Raw genomic sequence first — 18,867 nt, forward strand, 5'->3', positions numbered from 1 at the left:
CGCTGATGTACAACGCCCTGGCTTCCGGCGAAATGCTGCCGAACGTCGAGCTGAAGTGGTACCGCACCTCCGTCGAGGGCAAGCAGGAGCACTTCTTCACCACCACCCTGACCGACGCCACTATCGTCGACATCAACCTGCGCATGCCGCACGCCCAGGACTCCACCAAGTCTGAGTTCACTCAGCTGATGGACGTGTCCCTGGCCTACCGCAAGATCGACTGGGAACACAACGTCGCCGGCACCTCCGGTTCCGACGACTGGCGCGCCCCGATCGAGTCTTGATCGGCTAGCACCAGCCCCACCCGTCAGCTCGCTGGGTGGGGCTGGTCCACTTTTCATATCTCCCATTTCTTGCTATCGAAACCTACCTCCGACTACCCACACGGTTTCTAAAGCAGACAACCCGCAAGGACTCAAATGCCCGCAAGAGCTTCAGCTACTCCTGGCAGCGCAAAGAACTCACGCATGGACTCATACGCGCCCAGTATTTTTCAAAGCAGGGGCAGGATCGGCCGACTTCGCTTTTTTCTTTACATGTCTACCATGATCTTTATACCTGCGGCACTTATGCTATTGGCCATTCTGGTGGGGGTTTCATCGAGTAGCGACGGTGCTGGTGTCGCGCTGTCACTCATCGTCATGCTCGCATGGATTCCATGCATGGTGATGATGGTGCTTCACTGCACCCGTCGCCTGAATGATTTTAACGCCACCGGTTGGTGGTTATTGTTATACTTCGTTCCTTTCGTAGGTCTACTTATCGGCTTGGCGTTGCTCTTCGCTCCCGGCACCCCGGGGCCCAATCGCCATGGCGTACCATCTACTCCAAATAGCGATGCAGAAAAAGCTCTTTGCGTCCTTGTCGTCATTATGAGCCTTGTCGTTCTGATGGCCAGTATTTCAATAATCGATGCTGGCTCACTTCGTTACTGAAAGACATCTATGGTATCTGACTGGCTGAACTGGAAGCAGGTTGAGTCGCTCCCCGTATACACGAGCCAGGATCCATACCACCTGCGCCGTTTATCGTCGCATCGGCTTTTTGCAGCACTGGGTTATCTATTGAGCCCCGAGTCAAGTGTGGCGTTGTCACGTAGAGGCAATCGGCGAATCCACACCCACAGCCGCCAGGCCACCAGCAGCCAGCCCAGGCTCCAGGCCAGCGCCGAGCCCCACAGCAGCAGCAGCCAGGCACTGCCGGCATCGATGGCCCATAGGCGAAGGACCGCTGCCGTGGCGAACAGCCCGGCCAGCGGCAGCAGCACTCGCTCCCGCTCCGGGCGGCCTTTGGCACGCAGAATCACGTGGCGCAGCATGATGCTGCTGGACAGCGTGCCCAGCGCCCCTACGGTGAAGGCGTGCAACGCGGTGCTGGCATGCTGCGGCGCCCACCAGCTGCGCGCCAGCAGCACCAGGCCGATGGCCAGCCAGGCATAGCCCAGCATCAGCACCTGCAGATCCGGCCGCTCACGGCAGCCTAACGGCCGCCAGTGCCAGATGCGAGTCAGCACCAGCAGGCCCGCTGCCAGCACCAGCAAGGCCGCCAACGGGCGCAGCAGATCGAGCAGCATGACGAAGGGCGCCAGCCCCAGCAGCACGATCAGCGCCGCCTCCAGACGCGGCTGCACGCCCACCCCGGCCTGGCGAAACTCTCGTGCGAACTCTCGCGCGAAATAGCCATTGACGGCCGGAACGATGACGCGACCACCCATGAAGGTCATCAGCAGCACCAGCCACAGCACGCTCTGATGCATCAGCGGCGCGGTGGTCGGCATGTCGTCGAGATAGCGCCAGGTCAGGGTCACTACTGCCAGCAGGCAGATCATGCCCAGCAGCGGCGACAGCAGCCGGTTGCGCCACTTCTTGGCGGCGATGAAGCGTGGCACCAGCCCCCCGGCCACCCACAGCGCGAAGGCTGCGTCGGCCAGCGAGGCCACCACGGCGCCCGGCCAGGTCAGCACGCCCACTCGACCCAACAGCCAGAGCGTCACCAGCACGGCCAGCTGGCGGCGCGGCACCGGTCCCAACAGGTAGCCGGCGATCACCGCCAGGGCGAAGCCGAACAGCATCTCGCGCGCATGGGCTGCCGGGGTCGCCAGCTGTACCGCTGTCCAGCCGTGATAGAGCGCCAGCAGCGAGAGCGGTACCATCAGGGCGGCATGCAAGGCCGCCAAGGGGAACAGCCAACGCCAGGCCGGGAGCCGCAGCTCCCCCGCTTGAGGGTCCGGTGCGTACGTAGACTTGGCAAAGTTTTTAAACATGTATATAAAATACTACTTAGAATGAACGCGCGAAACTGCGCCTCGAAAATTTCGCGAGGGTGTGATGAGAGAAACCGTGCTACGCCTGGGCTGGCGAATGCTTGCCTACGGAGCCATCGCTTTGGGCACCGCCGGGCTGGTGGTGCCGCTGCTGCCGACCACCCCTTTTCTGCTGGTGGCCGCCTGGGCAGCGCCGAAGGGTTCGCCGCGCCTGGCGCGTTGGCTATGGCACCATCCGCGACTGGGCCCGCCACTGCATGCCTGGCGCGAGCAGCGGGCCATTGCCAGAAGGACGAAGCAACTCGCCATCGTTCTGCTTGCTTTCAGTTGGCTGGTACTATGGTTCGGCGGTGCACCCGGCTTGGTGCTGGGGACGACAGCAGCGATTTTCGGCTGTGTGGCCACCTTCATACTGACGCGACCCGATGCCACAGCCATGCCCAGCGCGAGCAAGCAACGAAGCAGTGTTATGATAAGAAGATGTTAGCGCACCTTAATTGACGCCCATCAAGACAGGCCGAACTTCATGCATCTGACCCGTTACACCGACTATGCGCTGCGCGTTCTGCTCTACCTCGCCGTCAAAGGGGAAGAGCGGGCCACCATCCACGAGATTGCAGAGAGTTTCGGCGTTTCGCGCAACCATCTGATGAAGGTGGTCCAGGATCTGAGTCATCGTGGCTACATCACCACCATCCGCGGCAAGAACGGCGGCCTGCTGCTCAGTCGGCCCCCCGAGGAGATCACCTTGGGACGACTGGTGCGCGATACCGAGCACGAGCTCGGCCTGGTGGAGTGTTTCCGCGATCATAACGAATGCATCATCACGCCGGCCTGCCGACTCAAGCCCATTCTCAACGAGGCGATGGGCGCTTTCATGGAAGTCTTGGATCGTTACACCCTTGCCGACATGCTCGGCAGACGGCAGCCCCAGCTCGCGCGCTTAATGCAGATCCCGACAGGCGCCGCATAGATGTGCCAAAATCCGCTTTGGCTGTAAATCGAGGCCAGCCCTCGAGTGGAATTAAAAAAGACTGGCTTCACCGTGAATCAAGCATAAGGAGAAACCCATGAAGAAACTTACCGCCGCTCTGCTCGCCGGCTCTGCCGCCCTGGCCTTTGCCACCGTGGCCCAGGCCGAGCCCGATGGCGAGGCGATCTACAACCAGGCGTGCATGGCGTGCCACATGACCGGCGCCGCCGGCGCCCCGATCAAGGGCGATGCCGACGCCTGGGCCGAGCGCCTCGAGCAGGACATGGAAACCCTGTATGCCCACTCCATCGAGGGTATCGGCGCCATGCCGCCGAAGGGTGGACACGCCAACCTGAGCGACGAGGAAGTGAAGGCCGCCGTCGACTTCATGCTCGAGCCGGTGCTCTAATCACGCCATCAAAGCTCAGGCGGACATTTCCGCCTGAGCGGCGGGGCGGCTGGCCAAGATCGCCATCACGCGCCCCGCCGCCCCTTCGCAATACTCTTCCAGACATCACCACACCTCACCGTAACCAAGCCTGCCTACTCCCTCGGGACTACCTCTTCAACCTCGTCCCCAGTCCCTCCCGCGCATGATCCACGTCAATTCGATGACGTTGGTCAACTGGCATGATGGACAACAACATAAGCAACATTTCAAATGCATGTTCCTGGCAAGTCCTTTTCCTGGCCTCGAACAAGCGCTTGATAAGGAATGCCCATGTCCATCCGGCGCTACCCGCTCCTCACCCTGATTCTTGCCTGTGTATTTGGATTGTCGATGCTGCTCGGCGCGTCCGCGCAAGCCTTTGAACTTTCCCAGGTGAAGGCGGGGTTCCCCAGCGCCACGAGACTGGCGGAAGTGGAGGGAGAGCATGCCGCCAAGGCGGTCTACACCGGCGACACCCTGCTCGGCTACGCCTTCGAGACCGACGACATTGCGCCGATTCCGGCCTACTCCGGCAAACCGATCAACATGCTGGTGGGCATCGACCTGGAAGCTCGCATCACTCAGGCCACCATTCTCGGCCACGAAGAGCCGATCATGCTGGTGGGCATTCCCGAGCAGCGCCTGATCGACTATGCCGATGCCCACGCGCCCCATCACGTCAACGCGCGGCTACGCGTGGGCGAGAACCTGGATGCCATCTCCGGTGCCACGGTCACCGTGATCGTGCTCACAGAGACCGTCATGCGCTCCGCCCGCCGGGTCGCCGCCGAGCAGGGCCTGATTGACGACCCGCTGGCCACACCGCCGGCCGAAGTACGCTACGAGGTGTTCGAGCCGGCCGACTGGGAAACCCTGGTAGGCGACGGCACCATTCGCCGTCTGCACCTGACCCACGGCGAGATCGACGAGGCCTTCGTCGGCACCGCCGCCGAAGGCTACGCCAGCGGTCAGGCGGCCGAGAACACCTTCATCGATCTCTACGTCACCTATCTCAATGCGCCGACCGCCGGCCGCAATCTGCTCGGCGACATCGTCTACGAGCAGTTGATGGAGCGACTCGACGAGGGCGAGCATGCCATTGGGGTCATGGCCAGTGGCGACTACTCCTTCAAGGGCTCCGGCTATGTGCGCGGCGGTATCTTCGACCGTATCGAGGCCTCTCAGGGCAACACCAACATCGCCTTCCAGGACAGCGACCACCGGCGCATCGTGCGCCTCGGCATCGACGGGGCACCGCGGCTGACCGAGCGCGACATCTTCATCATCCGCAACGAGGCCGAGTTCGACCCGGGCGAGCCCTGGGAGCTGGGTTTGCTGGTGCGCCGCGCCGCCGGGCCGCTGGAGACCGAGTTCGTCCGCTTCAACGCCCACTACAGCATCCCCGAACGCTTCATCGAGCGCTTCGAGCCCCCGGTAGAGGAGGCCCTGTGGGTCCAGGTGTGGCGCGACCGCACCTTCCAGATCGCCGTGCTCGGCGCCGGCCTGACCGTACTGACGGCGATCATGCTGTTCCAAGACGTGCTGGTGCGCTATCCCAGGGTATTCAACCCGCTGCGGGTCGGCTTCCTGGTCTACACCGTGGTGTTCATCGGCTGGTATTCCCTGGCCCAGCTCTCGGTGGTCAACATCCTGACCTTCGTTCACTCGCTGATGGGCGGCTTCAGCTGGGAGTCGTTCCTCATCGACCCGATGATGTTCATCCTCTGGTCGTTCGTCGCCGTCACGCTGCTGATGTGGGGCCGCGGCGTGTTCTGCGGCTGGCTGTGCCCCTTCGGCGCCATGCAGGAGTTGATCAACAAGGCCGCGCGCAAGCTCCGGGTGCCTCAGTTCGAAGTGCCCTTCGCCCTGCACGAGCGGCTGTGGGCGATCAAGTACATCATTCTGCTGGCGCTGTTCGCGGTCTCGCTGCACTCGCTGGGCCAGGCCGAACGCTACGCCGAGGTAGAGCCGTTCAAGACCGCCGTGACCATGCGCTTCCAGCGCGAGTGGGCCTTCCTGGCCTATGCCCTTGGCCTGCTCGCCATCTCGGCCTTCACCCACAAGGCCTACTGCCGCTACATCTGCCCGCTGGGCGCGGGGCTCGCCATTCCCGCCCGCCTGCGCCTGTTCGACTGGCTCAAGCGCCATCGCGGCAGCTGCGGGACCCCTTGCCAGATCTGCGCCAACGAATGCGAAGTGCAGGCCATCCACCCCGACGGCCGCATCAACGCCAACGAGTGCCACTACTGCCTGGATTGCCAGGTGACCTACCACGACGACCGGCGCTGTCCGCCGATGATCAAGCGCCGCAAGCGCTACGAGAAGGCCGCTCGCGGCTCCTCGAAGGGCGGTGCCGTGGAAACCTATCCGGCCGATGCTGCGCAGGGCAGCCAGGCCAAACTGCAGCGCATTCCCACTCTTCAGGAGGAGTGAACCATGAGCGACAATAACGACCACATCAAGGACCTCAGCCGCCGCAACTTCCTGCGCAACAGCGCAGTGACCGGCGTGGCCGGGGCCAGCCTGGCCGGCGGTTTCGGCGCCGGTGCCCTGGTGCGCAGCCGCCCCGCCGAGGCGGCGACCAACAACGAGCACCACGTGGAGCCGGGCGAGCTGGACGAGTACTACGGCTTCTGGAGCGGCGGCCACTCCGGCGAGGTGCGCATCCTCGGCGTGCCCTCCATGCGCGAGCTGCTGCGCATCCCGGTGTTCAACGTCGACAGCGCCACCGGCTGGGGCATCACCAATGAATCCAAGCGCGTGCTGGGCCCCAACGCCCCGCTCAACGGCGACACCCATCACCCCAAGGTAAGCTACACCGACGCCCGCTACGACGGTCGTTACTGCTTCATCAACGACAAGCTGAACACCCGGGTGGCGCGGATTCGCCTGGACATCATGCGTGCCGACAAGATCCTCACCATCCCCAACGTGCAGTCGATCCACGGCCTGACCCTGCAGCGCGTGCCGAGTACCGAGCGGGTCTTCGCGGCGGGTGAGATGATCGTGCCGCTGAACAACAACGGCGAGTACCTGGACGATCCGTCCGAATACTGGACCATGATGACTTGCATCGACGCCGAGACCATGGAGTTCAAGTGGCAGGCGATCGTCGACGGTAACCTGGACAACTGCGACACCGACTACAGCGGCCGCTTCGTCGCCGCCTCCTGCTACAACTCGGCCCGCGGCATGACCCTGCCGGAAATGATGGGCCCGGAGCGCGACTGGACGGTGATATTCGACGTGCCGGCCATCGAGCGTGCCGTTGCCGCGGGCGAATACACCACCATCGGCGACTCCCCGGTACCGGTGGTCGACGCCCGTGAGCAGGCCCACCAAGGCCGCAACGCCTTTGCCCTCTATGTGCCGACCCCGCGCAGCCCGCACGGCGTCAACACCGCGCCGCCGGAAGGCAAGTACTGCGTGGTCAGCGGCAAGCTGTCGCCGACCTGCACCGTGATCGAGTGGTCCCGCGTGGCCGAGTGGTTCGACGGTGGCCTGTCCGACCCGCGCGACGTCGTGGTGGCCGAGCCGGAAGTGGGCCTGGGGCCGCTGCACACCACCTACGACAACCGCGGCAACGCCTACACCTCGCTGTTCCTCGACAGCCAGGTGGTGAAGTGGAACATCGAGGACTCCATTCGCGCCTACAACGGCGAGGAGGTGAACTACATCCGCGACCGCATCGACGTGCACTACAACATCGGCCACATCAAGGCCTCGCTGGCCTGTAGCCGTGACGTCGACGGCAAGTACCTCACCGCGCTGTGCAAGTTCTCCAAGGACCGCTTCCTGCCGGTGGGTCCGATGCATGCCGAGAACGATCAGCTGATCGACATCAGCGGCGAGCAGATGAAGCTGATCCACGACGGCCCGACCTACGCCGAGCCCCACGATGCGCTGATGATCCGTGCCGACCAGCTCAACCCGTCGCAGGTCTACACCCGCGACGACCCCTACTTCGCCGAGACCGTGGCCATGGCTCAGGCCGATGGCGTGACCCTGGAACGCGACAACAAGGTCATTCGCGACGGCAACAAGGTGCGCGTCTACATGACCTCGGTGGCGCCGAGCTTCGGCACCACCGAGTTCCGCGTGAAGCAGGGCGACGAGGTCACCATCGTGGTCACCAACATGGACACCATCGAGGACGTCAGCCACGGCTTCGCCCTGGTCAACCACGGCATCAACTTCGAGATCCATCCGCAGCAGACCTCATCGGTGACCTTCGTTGCCGACAAACCCGGGGTCCACTGGTACTACTGCAGCTGGTTCTGCCACGCCCTGCACATGGAGATGTCAGGTCGCATGCTCGTAGAACCCGCATGACGATGTAACCCGGCCGGCCCCGCGGGGCCGGCCACTGTCCTACTCGAGGTGACCGTAGTGAAACGTCTCTTTTCTTTCCTGGGTGGCTGCGGCCTGCTGCTGACGGCGACCTTCGCCTTCGGCGAGCTGCGCATCGCGCCCGGCGACGGTCCACTCCAGACGCATATCGATGCCGCCGCCCCCGGCAGCGAGTTGATCCTCACTGAAGGGCTGCACATCGGCAGCATTCTGATCGACAAGCCGCTGACCCTGCGCGGCGAGCCCGGCGCCATTCTCGACGGCGAGGGCAACGGCGACGTGATTCGCATTAGCGCCCCGGACGTGCGCATCGAGGGCCTGACCCTGCGCAACTCCGGCTTCAATCTGACCGACATGAACGCTGGTATCCATGTCGAGCGCGAGGCCCACCGCATCCATATCGAGAACAACGTGCTGGAGAACGTGGCCTTCGGTCTGTGGCTGTGGCACCTGGAAACACCCAGCGTGATCGGCAACCGCATCGCCGGCAATACCGGCGTGCGCTCCCAGGACCGTGGCGACGCTATCCGCCTCTATAACATCAGCGGCGGCACCATCGCCGACAACGACGTACGCGACAGCCGCGATGCGATTTACGTCGATACCAGCCGCGACCTGACCTTTCGCAACAACCGCCTGCGCGACTCGCGCTTCGGCATTCATTACATGTTCACCCACGGCGGCAAGATCGTGGGCAACCATACCAGCGGCACCCGCGCCGGATACGCGCTGATGATGTCCCGCGATCTGGAAGTGGTGAACAACCGCTCCGAGCGCGACATGAACTACGGCATCCTGATGAACTACGTCAACTACAGCACCATCGCCGGCAACGACATTCGCGGCATCACCGCCTGGCACGGGCCCGGCGGCAGCGAGCACGGCGTCACGCTCGGCGCCGAGGGCAAGGCGCTGTTCATCTACAACTCCCAGCACAACGAGATTCGCGGCAACCGCCTGGCCGACAGCGAGATGGGCATCCACCTGACGGCAGGCTCCGAGAACAACCGCCTCTACGACAACGCCTTCCTCAACAACCGTCAGCAGGTGATGTACGTGGCCACCCGCCATCAGGAATGGTCTCGGGACGGCCGCGGCAACTACTGGAGCGACTACCTGGGCTGGGACCTGGACGGCAACGGCGTCGGCGATACGCCCTACGAGCCCAACGACGCCGTCGACCGCCTGCTGTGGCGCCACCCCGAGGCGCGCCTGCTGCTGCACAGCCCCGCCGTGGTCGCCCTGCGCTGGGTGCAGCGCCAGTTCCCCATCTTCCGCGCCCAGGGCGTGCGCGACAGCGCCCCATTGATGCACGCCCCTAGCCCTGGGGAAGCCCTTAGTCCTGGGGAAGCCCTTAGCCTTGGAGAAGCCCACTCATGAATCCGGTAATCGAATGCCACGGGCTGACCAAGCGCCATGGCGACCTCACCCGCCTCGAGGCCCTCGATCTCACGGTCAAGGAGGGCGAGGTACTCGCCCTGCTAGGCCACAACGGCGCCGGCAAGACCACCACCATGAAGCTGATCCTGGGCCTGATCTCGCCCAGTGCCGGCACGCTCGAGGTGCTCGGCGGCGCCCCCGACGGCGCGCATGCCGAAATCCTGCGCCGCCATCTGGGTTACTTGCCCGAAAACGTCAGCTTCTACGAACAGCTCACCGGTCGCGAGGTACTCGACTATTTCGCCCGCCTGAAGCGCATCGATCGTCGGCAGGTTGATGAGCTGCTCGAGAAGGTCGGCCTGGGCCATGCGGCCAAGCGTCGGGTCAAGACCTACTCCAAAGGCATGCGCCAGCGCCTGGGCTTGGCTCAAGCACTGCTCGGCGAGCCGCGCCTGCTGCTGCTCGACGAGCCCACCACCGGGCTCGACCCTGCCGCCACCCGGGATTTCTACGAAACCGTGCGCGAACTGCGCGAGCGCGGCTGCACAGTGCTGCTCTCCTCACACGTGCTGCCTGGGGTGGAGCCCTACATCGACCGCGCGCTGATCCTCGGCGCCGGCCGGCGCCTGGCGCTGGGCAGCCTCGAGGAGCTGCGCCGCGAAGCCTCGCTACCGTTGACCATTCGCGCCAAGGGCCGCTGGCCCGGGGTCGACTGGACCGCCGGCTGGGACGACAGCCGCATCGCCCCGCGCTACCTCAACGGCTCAGCGCTGGAGCTCGGCGTTCACCCCTCGGCCAAGATGAGCGCCCTGCGCCGGCTGACCGGCACGCCGGGGGTCGAGGACATCGACGTGCTGCCGCCGACGCTGGAGCACCTGTACGCCCACTTCTCGGCGCCCGTCACCGCAGCTTCGTCCACCCCTGACCAGCGAGGCACACCATGAACACCACCCTGATCGTCGCCCGCAAGGAGTTCCAGGACGGCCTGCGCAATCGCTGGGTGCTGGCCATCGCCCTGATCCTGGCCGCACTCGCCGTCGGCATCGCCTGGTTCGGCGCCGCCGCCAGCGGCGGCATGGGCTTCACGTCGCTTGCCACCACGGTGGTCAGCCTGTCGACCCTGGCGGTGTTCCTGATTCCACTGATCGCCCTGCTGCTGGCCTACGACGCCGTGGTCGGCGAGCAGGAGTCGGGCACCCTGCTGCTGCTGCTCACCTACCCGCTCAGTCGCACCTCGCTGCTGCTGGGCAAGTTCCTCGGCCACGGCCTGATCCTGGGCGCCGCCACGGCGCTGGGCTTCGGCATTGCCGGGGTGGTGATCGCCTTCGCCGCCGACGGCGTGGCGCTCGGCGATCTGGTCGCCAGCCTCAGCCTGCTGATCCTCAGCAGCGTGCTGCTGGGCTGGGTATTCATCGCCTTCGCCTACCTGATCAGCGTGTGGGTGACCGAAAAGGCGCGCGCCGCCGGGCTGGCACTGGGCGTGTGGTTCCTGTTCGTGCTGGTGTTCGATCTCGGCCTGCTGGCACTGCTGGTGAGCGTGCAGAGCGGCGGCGACTGGCTGCCGTGGCTGCTGCTGCTCAATCCCACCGACGGTTTCCGCCTGATCAACATGGTCGGCTTCGAGTCCGCCCAGGCCTACACCGGGGTGACCGCCATCGCCCAGAACACCGCCTTCCATGCCGGCTGGCTGCTGCTGATCCTGGTCGGCTGGATCGTGGCTCCGCTGGGACTGGCCATCCTGCGCTTTCGCCACCATTCCGCCTGATCCCTGATTTGCCCGTTTCGGAGAAAGACCATGACACGCACTACCCTTACCGCCCTGGTTCTTGCCGTATTGCTGGCGGGCTGCAGCGGCAGTGAAGACAAGCCCCTCGCCGCGGCCCAGCCGATCACCGACGGCGACAGCTGCCACGTTTGCGGCATGCTGATCGCAGAATTGCCGGGCCCCAAGGGCCAGGCCTATCTGAATCGCGACGAGGCGGTACGCAAGTTCTGCTCCACCACCGATATGTTCGCCTTCCTGCTGCAGCCGGAGAACGAGAACCGCCTGAGCCATGCATGGGTCCACGACGTGGCCGTGACCCCCTGGAGCCGGCCGGCCGACGACGCCTTCATCCTGGCCAGCGAAGCCTGGTACGTGGCGGGCCACGACCAGCGTGGCGCCATGGGCCATACGCTGGCATCCTTCAGGGAGCGCCATCATGCCGAGGCCTTCAGCGAGACCCATGGCGGCGAGGTGCTCGCCTTCGGCGACATCGACCTGGAGCTGCTGACCGAGCTCGCGCGGGCGGATGCCAGCATGCAGCACCACGGCGGCATGCCCGGTCACGAAGGCCATGGCAACGAAGTGAATGACCACGCCGGTCACGGTGGCGCCATGCACGGCCACTGATACGTACCCACTGCAGGGGAGGGTCCAGCCCATGGTCATGAAGCTCGCCTCGCGTGCCATCGCCATGCTGCTGATATCGCTGAGCCAGGCCGTCTGGTCCGGCGATACCTCCTCTCCGGCGCTGGTCGGCGACGCGCAGCGCGGCGCCGACATGGCCAAGCTGTGCACCAGCTGTCATGGCTATCAAGGGCGCAGTGTGACTTCCCGCTACCCGAGCATCGCCGGCATGGACGAAGCGCGTTTCATCGCCGGCATGCAGTCGCTGCGGGCCGGCGAGCGCGGCCACCTGATGGCCAGCATGACCCGCGGTCTCAGCGATCAGGACATCGCCGACCTGGCGGCCTACTACTCACGGCTTGCCCCCCAGGCACAGCTTGAGCCCCATACGCAGCAGGAGCCGCGCACTGAGGGCGCCGACGCAAGCGTGCCGTGAAGCCACTCCTCGCCGTAACCGACACCTGACGGGGTCGGCGCGGCGCGCTGCGAGTGCTACCATCCCAGGCCTGTCGATCAGGAACCCGAACATGACCCGATCCCTTCGGCCACACGCCGCCCGCCGGCTGCTCGCCGGCCTGGTGCCTACGGCGCTGCTGGCGGCCTTTCCCTTTGCCAACGTGGCACTGGCCACCAACTACAACGTGAGCGATGTCGAAGCTCACGGCCACTGGCACTCGCTGGCCCTGTCGCTGGGCGAGGAGCGCCACTTCCGCGCTCTGGAGCAGCACAGCTACAGCGACTCCATTTTCAGCGTGAACTACACCCCCGGGGTGTGCGACCTGCCGTGGCTGGAAGTACGCGTCGAGCTCGAAGAGCTGCAGTCGGAGAGCCGCGTGGCCAACCTGGTGCCCGGCGACCTGCGGGTCGACTACGCCACCATCCACAGCGGCGCCGCGGAGTTCATCACCCAGCGCGGCGACCGCGGCTTCTACGTCAACTTCTATCTCGATGAGCTGGATCTGCTGCTCGATGAGATGCGCGACGGCGAGACCCTGCGCCTGCGCTTCGATCGCGGCGACGAGGACTACTGGTTCATGAGCTTCGACTTGACGGGTGCCGACGAGGCCATCGCCCGCGCCGAGCAACTGTGCAAGGCGGCCGGCTGATGGCAACGCTGCTGTTCCGGCTGGCCAACGTCTCCGAGGAAGAGGCCTGGGAGGTGCGCCGCCTGCTCGACGAGCACGGCTTCGATACCTACGAGACCCACGCCGGCTTCTGGCGCCTGGGGGTCGACGCCATCTGGCTGCGCGACGACACCCAACTGGAAGCGGCGCGGGAAGCGCTCGCCCGCTACCAGGCCGAGCGTCAGGAGCGGGTGCGGCAGGAACATGCCAAGCAGGTCGAGCGCGGCCAGGCGCCCACGTTGTGGCAGCGCCTGCGCCATCATCCCTTGCAGGTATTGCTGGTGGTGTGCGCCGTGGCAGCGATACTGGCGCTGACTTTAGTACCCTTCCTGGGCCTCATCTAGGCACTGCCTGAAAACTGCCTGCGCTTGGCCATACGGCGTTAAAAATCAGCTCGTGCACGAGTCCGAGCAAAGTACTCGACTGCCGCCGCCCGCGGGCGGCGGCTTGCCTTTGGCGGCTGGTGGTGTCAGCGCAGCAGCCGGGTATCCAGGTACTCCACCGTCAGATAGTCGTCGAAGGCCCACAGGCGCACGAAGCGGCTACGCTCCTGGCGCTCGCTCTCGCTGCCACCCCAGATCGTCAGGTCATTCGGAGCCACCGGCATGCCCTCCTTGAGCTGCTCGAACCACCACTCGGTCATCTCCTCGCCCCAAGGTTGGCCGTACTGCGAGACCAACTGATCCTTCACGGCCGCGTGATCCGCCACGTCGGGGTAAAAGGCCACCACCAGGGCCAGCCGGTCGCTGCCGGCCGGAAAGACGTAGCGCAGATCGGTCACCGGCTCGCCCTCCACCTGCAGCTCGCCGTCGATGAGTCGATCGTTGTCTTCGGTTTCACGTATTTCGATGTCCGTCACGCCGTCCTGCTCGAGCCGCTCCAGCACCGCTTCGGACGACATACCGAACTCGGCGCTGCGGTAGCCCGTGATCTCTTCAGCCGCGGTGGCGACACTCGCTACGATCAGCGCCAGCGCCGTGAACAACCCACCCGTCAGCGCCACCAGCTTCGTGGTCATCGCCATGCGTCCTCCCCTTGGGCTTGAACAGCCATCGTCTAATCGTCTTGTTCGGCCGCCACGACATGGATCACGCCGACCATGTCCCGGTTGTGATGGGGCTGGCAGTAGTACTCGTAGGTGCCCTCTTCATCGAAGGTACGCTCCCAGCTCTCCTCGGGGAAGAGGCGGCCGGAGGCGATCTCCTCGTCGGGGAAATAGATGTCGTGGTTGGAGCGGCGCTCGGCGTTGACCCAGCGCACCGTGGTGCCGACGCTGACCTCCAGTTCATCCGGCTGGAAGCGGTTGTTGACCATCTCGATCTCGACCACATCGCCGCCGGCCTGGGCCGCCCCGCCGATCAGCAGGGCGCCCAGCAGGCCAAGGGTGGTCAGAAACCGCTCGTGCATGTTCATTGCGCACTCCTCCTCGGATCCGGACGCATCACCGTGTGATGCGCGTGGCGTTGATCTCCACCATGTCTTCCTCGAAGTCGCCGGGAATCTCGGCGTCGAAGGCCAGACCGTACTGCCAGGAGACGTGGTGGAAGCGCGAGGCGGCATAGTCATCGTGCAGCGCCACGTTGAAGCTGTACTTGCGGTCGGTGGCGAGCGGCTTGTCGCCCTCCACGCCGGTACGCAGGGCCCGGGTCAGATAGGCGGTCCATACGCCGTTCTCCTCCGTCGCCGTCATGACCACCGCTTCGCTCTCGGAAAGATGTCGCTGCTCGAGGATATAGCCGCTCTCGGTGAGCTCGGCACCGCTCTTGTAGCGCGCGATATCGAGATAGACACCACCGCCCAGCAGCTCGGCGATCTCCGCCTCGTCCTTGAGCTTGTCCCAGCCACCCCGCGCGGCGCCGCGGCGGCCGCGGATCTCGATCTCGCTGCGACTCTCGCTGAGGTACTTCGTCACGCCGTTGAGCATGTCGAGGCGCTCGGCCAGCTCGCTCTGAGCCAGGGCTTCCGCCTCCGGCGCATCGGGCATGTAGGTGGAGTCGTGGTGACAGCTGGCCCAGCAGCCGCCGCGGTCGGCCATGTCGACCCGCTCGTCGGCAAAGCTGACGGTGAGCTTCATGGGGTTGTCCGGATCCATGCGGCCGCCGTCGACGAAGGGCAGCGGCGCGTGCTCGCCGGCTTCCCACTGGAAGCGCATGAACAGGTAGTCGTCATCGAAGGAGGCCTGCACGGTCATCGGGATGTGGCCACGCTTGTCGCCCAGGTCATAGGTCTCGATCTTCTCGGCGCTGGTGGCCAGCGCTCCGATCTGCGCCTCTTCGCCCGCATGGCACCACACGCAGCGGTCGCCGAAGCTGAAGGCGCGTCCGCCGCCGTGAGAGCTGCCGTCCTGGATCCACTCGATCGAGGCCTGGCCGGGCAGGAACAGAGTCAGGTCCAGCGCCGGCACGTCGCTCCAGTCCAGGGTCGCGGCGATGTCGCCTTCGGCCGCCACGGCTTCGCCCAGCTCCTCGGCTTCCAGCGGCAGGGCCGGCTCGCCGCGCTCCGGCAGATCGGTGACGGGCTCGTCGTGCTCGAAACGGGCTGCCCACACCGGCGACTCGTCCCAGTCTTCGGGCAGCTCGTGGGCGATGCCCTGATGGCACTCGATGCAGGTCTGGCCCTGCTCGAATCCACGCGCGTGCTCGCGGGCGGCGCGCGGCGCCTGCTGCTCGAGGTCCATGGCCGACCAGTCGTGGCAGTTGCGACACTCACGCGAGTCGGTGCGCAGCATCGAACGCCAGACGTTTTCCGCCAGGTGCAGACGCTTCTCCTCGAATTTCTCCTTGGTGTTGATGGTACCCAACATCCAGTGCCACACCTCGCGGCTGGCCTCGATCTTGCGCACCATCTTGGGCCCCCAGGAGTCAGGCACATGACAGTCCGAGCAGGTGGCCCCGACGCCGGTGGCGTTCTGGTAGTGGGGCCGGTCCAGGTACTCCTCGTGCACCCAACTCATCTCGTGGCACGCCGTGCTGCAGAACTTCATGCTGTTGGTGGCTTCCATCACGGTGTTGAAACCGCCCCAGAACAGGATGCCGGCAACGAAGAACACCACGGCGGCACCCAACGATGCCCCCATGATGGTGATCCTGCGCCAGTTTCGTAGACGCTCCCCCATGATCTCGCTCTCCCCAGAATGTCGTGCCACGAGTCTTGCTGTTGCTTATGCCTGCCTCCCGGTGGTGCCTGGGCTGTCGGCTTCTTCTGCAGGCGCTCCGCACGCAGCGACTGAAGAAGAAGCCGGAGCGCCGCGGGGCGCTCCGGCCGGCGGGCTTAGCCGCGCTCGTACTTCTTCAGACGGTTGTAGACGTTGAACTTGCCGGTCGGCGTGTTCAGGTTCTCGATGACTTCCTTGACCTCCAGGGTCGCGTCGTCGAAGACCACGATGGCGCCATCGTCCTGGTGGCCACGGCCGCGGGCCCAGATGGAGACCCACACCTCGGTGCCGGACTGGTCGTACTCCATGTGCACGGCCACCGCGTCATGCTCGGCGGGACGATCGGCAACGTGGATCGGAGTCAGCTCGCGGGTCTCCTTGTCCATGACCATGATCCACTGGTTGACGTCGGCCTCCGGGTGCATGGCCTGATCGATCCAGACGTGGGGCGAGTTCGGATGGCTGCGCAGGAACAGGCCCGGGCCGTCGGTCTCGACGGTGCCGCAGATTTCCCAGGCATGCTCCGGATGGCCCTCGGGATCGGTGCCCCAGAAGGTCACCAGGCCCTCTCCCAGGTGGGTGGTACCGGCCACCGGGCCGCACTCCGGATCGATCCAGTTGGCACCCGGGCCCGGGTGGGGGATCTGCCCGGTGTTGAGCAGGCCGACGAGCTTGCGCTCCACGGTGTCGACGAAGGCCATCTTGTGGCTGAAGTTCGCCGCGATCATGAAGTAGCGGCCGGTGGAGTCGAAGAAGCCGTCGTGCAGATATTCGGCAGACGCAATGTGGTCGATGCGCAGATTGTCGATATCGCTGTAGTCGACCTGCCAGACCTGTCCGGTCTCCTTGACGTTGACCAGGAAGGAGGGCGCATGAGGCGTATCGTAGAGCGCCGCCACGCGGGCTTCGTGGACGTAGTTGCCCTCGGTGTCGTAGCCACGGGTGGAGACGACCTTGAGCGGCTCCATGGTCTCGGCGTCGGCGATCACGAAGTGCGGGGGCCAGTAGCCGCCGCCGATGACGTACTTGTCCGCCCACTCGCCGTAGTGAGACACCGCCACGTCGCGGGCGTCGATGCCGATGAACACCTCGGCGGTCGCCTGGGGCGGGTCCATCCACAGGTCGATCTTGGTCAGACGACCGTCACGGCCCTGGACGTACCAGAAGCGGCCGTCGGAGCTCGACTTGGCCACGTGCACGGCATAGCCGGTCTCGGCCTCGGTGATGAGCTCCTTGGTGTCGCCGTCGATGATGCCCATGGCGCCACGGTCACGCAGGATGGTGACCATGAAGTTTTCCCAATTGCGGTCGTGCTGGGGCGAGTCCGGCCACTCTTCCTGGGGCACCAGGATGCGCCAGGTCTCGCGGATGTCGGCCAGCGACATCTCAGGCGGCTCTTCCGGGGTCTGCTGGATGTACTTCGAGATCAGGGTGATCTCCTCTTCATCCAGGATGCCGTCGAAGTTGTTCATGCCGCCTTCGGTACCCAGCGCGATGATGCTCTCCAGGCGGCGCTGGCCCATCTCCTGAGTGTTTTCGGGCAGCAGGTTGGGGCCGGTGGCGCCCTTGCGCAGGGTGCCGTGGCAGCCGGCGCAGCGCTGGAAGTAGATGGCGCTGGCGCGCTCCATTTCCTCGGCCGTCATTTCCGGGGCCGCGGCCTGGGCAGTACCCATCCCCATCATCGCGGCCAATGGAAAGCTCAGGGCAAAGATCCCCTTGGTCAATGCTCGCTTGTGCATATCGTGCCTCGCTTGGTTTCCCCTTCGGGTAGTGGCTGGCGGGTGCCCGGCATGACCTTTTCTTCTCAACCGCTCGGCGACCATGCGCTTCAGCCACCCCCCACCTGCCGCCATTAGTAGCAGCTTTGACTTTTGGCTCACTTGACCACTGTCAATTGATGCATTCTGGAGTTGACTTATGTCAGAAGAGGGGCGAAATAACCGGCGGCAGGCAAGCACCGGTCCGCTGGGCAGACCGGTGCGCAGGGTATGCATGAGGGCGGCATGGGCAGGGGTGAGCGTCAGCGACAGGGGCGCATCGCCGCGGTTCGCTGCTCCGGCACCACACTGGGCAGCGGCGAAAGCAGCTCCTCTTCTTCGGTATTGGCGAAGCGGCGCAGAGCAGCGATGTCCTCGACGTGCACACAGTTGCGCTCGCAGCTCACCCCGACCTCCTTGAGCCGGGCCATGGCCCGCGAGAAGCTCTCCGGCTTCATGCCGAGCCGGCCGGCGATGAGCAGCTTGTCGCAGGGCAGGCAGACGGTGGCCCGGTTGGTTTCGCAGGGGCACAGAGCAACGATGAAGGCCGCTAGGCGCTGGTAGGTCGGCTGGTTGGTCAGCTGGTCGAGCTGACGCACCAGATAGCGCAGCATGCCCGTCAGGTTAGCGAGCAGGTTGAGCGTCAGGCCGTGGTTGCGCTCCAGGGTGGTGAGAAAGTGATCGGCGGTGAACACCAGCAGGCGGGCATCCTCGGCGACGGCGGCGTTGACCGGGAACCCCAGGCGATCGAACATCGCCGCCTCGGCAAAGGACTCGCCGCGGGTGAACAGTCCCACCATGCACTCGTTGCCGTCCGAACTCTCGCGGAACAGCTTCACCCAGCCGCTCAGCACCACGTAGAAGCGGTCCGCCGGCTCGCCGGCGCTGAACAGCAGCGTGCCGCGACGATAGCTGCGCTCCAGGGCGCCGTCGGTGAGCAGTGCCAGGGTCTCGTCACCGAGCCCCGAGAACAGCGGTACCTGCCTGACGGCCTGCAGGGCCTCACGACTCAGCGGTGATTTCATAGGTTTCTCCTTCATCATGGCA

Annotated in this window: 20 protein-coding genes; 14 read left to right on the plus strand and 6 right to left on the minus strand. The window is 65.0% G+C overall.

Annotated elements, in window-relative coordinates:
* The coding region (gene tssD / locus HOP58_RS00005; protein ID WP_234259062.1) for a type VI secretion system tube protein TssD at positions 1-284 on the plus strand (284 nt) is incomplete at its 5' end.
* A gap of 183 nt (positions 285-467) precedes the next feature.
* On the plus strand, positions 468-935 hold the full coding sequence (locus tag HOP58_RS00010) for a DUF805 domain-containing protein (RefSeq protein ID WP_234259064.1): 468 nt from the start codon (positions 468-470) through the stop codon (positions 933-935).
* A gap of 122 nt (positions 936-1,057) precedes the next feature.
* Here HOP58_RS00010 and HOP58_RS00015 read toward each other — a convergent pair whose 3' ends face one another.
* Positions 1,058-2,263: an NnrS family protein gene (locus HOP58_RS00015; RefSeq protein WP_083861761.1), complete on the minus strand. Its 1,206-nt coding sequence runs from the start codon at positions 2,261-2,263 to the stop codon at positions 1,058-1,060.
* A 64-nt stretch (positions 2,264-2,327) separates the two neighbouring features.
* Here HOP58_RS00015 and HOP58_RS00020 point away from each other — a divergent pair, with 64 nt between their 5' ends.
* From HOP58_RS00020 to HOP58_RS00075, 12 genes are all read left to right on the plus strand, one after another.
* Positions 2,328-2,750: a DUF454 family protein gene (locus tag HOP58_RS00020; protein ID WP_010626208.1), complete on the plus strand. Its 423-nt coding sequence runs from the start codon at positions 2,328-2,330 to the stop codon at positions 2,748-2,750.
* Positions 2,751-2,789: 39 nt separating this feature from the next.
* Complete coding sequence (locus tag HOP58_RS00025; RefSeq protein WP_010626207.1) at positions 2,790-3,236, plus strand: Rrf2 family transcriptional regulator; 447 nt, start codon at positions 2,790-2,792, stop codon at positions 3,234-3,236.
* Between the two features lie 97 nt (positions 3,237-3,333).
* Complete coding sequence (locus HOP58_RS00030; protein WP_010626206.1) at positions 3,334-3,645, plus strand: c-type cytochrome; 312 nt, start codon at positions 3,334-3,336, stop codon at positions 3,643-3,645.
* 312 nt (positions 3,646-3,957) lie between these two features.
* Positions 3,958-6,099: a NosR/NirI family protein gene (locus tag HOP58_RS00035; RefSeq protein ID WP_234259066.1), complete on the plus strand. Its 2,142-nt coding sequence runs from the start codon at positions 3,958-3,960 to the stop codon at positions 6,097-6,099.
* A gap of 3 nt (positions 6,100-6,102) precedes the next feature.
* The gene (gene nosZ, locus HOP58_RS00040) at positions 6,103-7,998 is read left to right on the plus strand and encodes a TAT-dependent nitrous-oxide reductase (RefSeq protein WP_010626204.1); all 1,896 of its coding nucleotides are present in this window, start codon (positions 6,103-6,105) and stop codon (positions 7,996-7,998) included.
* Positions 7,999-8,055: 57 nt separating this feature from the next.
* Entirely contained in the window at positions 8,056-9,396 is a 1,341-nt protein-coding gene (locus tag HOP58_RS00045) for a nitrous oxide reductase family maturation protein NosD (protein ID WP_234259068.1), read from the plus strand.
* The gene (locus HOP58_RS00050; protein WP_234259069.1) at positions 9,393-10,340 is read left to right on the plus strand and encodes an ABC transporter ATP-binding protein; all 948 of its coding nucleotides are present in this window, start codon (positions 9,393-9,395) and stop codon (positions 10,338-10,340) included. The genes HOP58_RS00045 and HOP58_RS00050 overlap by 4 nt, the downstream gene beginning before the upstream one ends.
* Positions 10,337-11,161, plus strand: a complete 825-nt coding sequence (locus tag HOP58_RS00055; RefSeq protein WP_010626201.1) for an ABC transporter permease — start codon at positions 10,337-10,339, stop codon at positions 11,159-11,161. Before HOP58_RS00050 ends, HOP58_RS00055 begins: the two co-directional genes overlap by 4 nt.
* Positions 11,162-11,191: 30 nt before the next feature.
* Complete coding sequence (locus tag HOP58_RS00060; RefSeq protein WP_010626200.1) at positions 11,192-11,788, plus strand: nitrous oxide reductase accessory protein NosL; 597 nt, start codon at positions 11,192-11,194, stop codon at positions 11,786-11,788.
* A 31-nt stretch (positions 11,789-11,819) separates the two neighbouring features.
* On the plus strand, positions 11,820-12,221 hold the full coding sequence (locus HOP58_RS00065; protein WP_010626199.1) for a c-type cytochrome: 402 nt from the start codon (positions 11,820-11,822) through the stop codon (positions 12,219-12,221).
* A gap of 91 nt (positions 12,222-12,312) precedes the next feature.
* Entirely contained in the window at positions 12,313-12,891 is a 579-nt protein-coding gene (locus HOP58_RS00070; protein ID WP_010626198.1) for a hypothetical protein, read from the plus strand.
* Complete coding sequence (locus tag HOP58_RS00075) at positions 12,891-13,253, plus strand: DUF6164 family protein (RefSeq protein ID WP_010626197.1); 363 nt, start codon at positions 12,891-12,893, stop codon at positions 13,251-13,253. The genes HOP58_RS00070 and HOP58_RS00075 overlap by 1 nt, the downstream gene beginning before the upstream one ends.
* Before the next feature lie 125 nt (positions 13,254-13,378).
* On the opposite strand, the gene HOP58_RS00080 is transcribed toward HOP58_RS00075, so the two are convergent.
* The 5 genes from HOP58_RS00080 to HOP58_RS00100 all read right to left on the minus strand — a co-directional run bounded on the left by HOP58_RS00080 (position 13,379) and on the right by HOP58_RS00100 (position 18,845).
* The gene (locus HOP58_RS00080) at positions 13,379-13,933 is read right to left on the minus strand and encodes a hypothetical protein (protein WP_010626196.1); all 555 of its coding nucleotides are present in this window, start codon (positions 13,931-13,933) and stop codon (positions 13,379-13,381) included.
* Positions 13,934-13,965: 32 nt separating this feature from the next.
* Positions 13,966-14,322, minus strand: coding sequence for a plastocyanin/azurin family copper-binding protein (locus HOP58_RS00085; protein WP_010626195.1), 357 nt, complete (start codon positions 14,320-14,322; stop codon positions 13,966-13,968).
* Positions 14,323-14,350: 28 nt separating this feature from the next.
* On the minus strand, positions 14,351-16,054 hold the full coding sequence (locus HOP58_RS00090; protein ID WP_202949051.1) for a NapC/NirT family cytochrome c: 1,704 nt from the start codon (positions 16,052-16,054) through the stop codon (positions 14,351-14,353).
* Between the two features lie 125 nt (positions 16,055-16,179).
* Entirely contained in the window at positions 16,180-17,802 is a 1,623-nt protein-coding gene (locus HOP58_RS00095) for a cytochrome D1 domain-containing protein (protein WP_234253300.1), read from the minus strand.
* A gap of 281 nt (positions 17,803-18,083) precedes the next feature.
* Positions 18,084-18,845 carry a Crp/Fnr family transcriptional regulator gene (locus tag HOP58_RS00100; protein WP_010626192.1) on the minus strand — a complete coding sequence of 254 codons (762 nt, stop codon included), beginning with the start codon at positions 18,843-18,845 and terminating at the stop codon, positions 18,084-18,086.
* Between the last annotated feature and the right edge of the window lie 22 nt (positions 18,846-18,867).

Origin of the sequence: Halomonas sp. MCCC 1A11062 (assembly GCF_021404355.1) — a bacterium.
Classification (GTDB): domain Bacteria; phylum Pseudomonadota; class Gammaproteobacteria; order Pseudomonadales; family Halomonadaceae; genus Halomonas; species Halomonas aerodenitrificans.

Excerpts from the sequence above, each read along its gene's own strand:
- HOP58_RS00010 (WP_234259064.1), top strand. The coding sequence starts at position 468 with ATGGACTCATACGCGCCCAGTATTTTTCAAAGCAGGGGCAGGATCGGC.
- HOP58_RS00015 (WP_083861761.1), bottom strand. The coding sequence starts at position 2,263 with ATGTTTAAAAACTTTGCCAAGTCTACGTACGCACCGGACCCTCAAGCG.
- HOP58_RS00020 (WP_010626208.1), top strand. The coding sequence starts at position 2,328 with ATGAGAGAAACCGTGCTACGCCTGGGCTGGCGAATGCTTGCCTACGGA.
- HOP58_RS00025 (WP_010626207.1), top strand. The coding sequence starts at position 2,790 with ATGCATCTGACCCGTTACACCGACTATGCGCTGCGCGTTCTGCTCTAC.
- HOP58_RS00030 (WP_010626206.1), top strand. The coding sequence starts at position 3,334 with ATGAAGAAACTTACCGCCGCTCTGCTCGCCGGCTCTGCCGCCCTGGCC.
- HOP58_RS00035 (WP_234259066.1), top strand. The coding sequence starts at position 3,958 with ATGTCCATCCGGCGCTACCCGCTCCTCACCCTGATTCTTGCCTGTGTA.
- nosZ (WP_010626204.1), top strand. The coding sequence starts at position 6,103 with ATGAGCGACAATAACGACCACATCAAGGACCTCAGCCGCCGCAACTTC.
- HOP58_RS00050 (WP_234259069.1), top strand. The coding sequence starts at position 9,393 with ATGAATCCGGTAATCGAATGCCACGGGCTGACCAAGCGCCATGGCGAC.
- HOP58_RS00055 (WP_010626201.1), top strand. The coding sequence starts at position 10,337 with ATGAACACCACCCTGATCGTCGCCCGCAAGGAGTTCCAGGACGGCCTG.
- HOP58_RS00060 (WP_010626200.1), top strand. The coding sequence starts at position 11,192 with ATGACACGCACTACCCTTACCGCCCTGGTTCTTGCCGTATTGCTGGCG.
- HOP58_RS00065 (WP_010626199.1), top strand. The coding sequence starts at position 11,820 with ATGGTCATGAAGCTCGCCTCGCGTGCCATCGCCATGCTGCTGATATCG.
- HOP58_RS00070 (WP_010626198.1), top strand. The coding sequence starts at position 12,313 with ATGACCCGATCCCTTCGGCCACACGCCGCCCGCCGGCTGCTCGCCGGC.
- HOP58_RS00075 (WP_010626197.1), top strand. The coding sequence starts at position 12,891 with ATGGCAACGCTGCTGTTCCGGCTGGCCAACGTCTCCGAGGAAGAGGCC.
- HOP58_RS00080 (WP_010626196.1), bottom strand. The coding sequence starts at position 13,933 with ATGGCGATGACCACGAAGCTGGTGGCGCTGACGGGTGGGTTGTTCACG.
- HOP58_RS00085 (WP_010626195.1), bottom strand. The coding sequence starts at position 14,322 with ATGAACATGCACGAGCGGTTTCTGACCACCCTTGGCCTGCTGGGCGCC.
- HOP58_RS00095 (WP_234253300.1), bottom strand. The coding sequence starts at position 17,802 with ATGCACAAGCGAGCATTGACCAAGGGGATCTTTGCCCTGAGCTTTCCA.
- HOP58_RS00100 (WP_010626192.1), bottom strand. The coding sequence starts at position 18,845 with ATGAAATCACCGCTGAGTCGTGAGGCCCTGCAGGCCGTCAGGCAGGTA.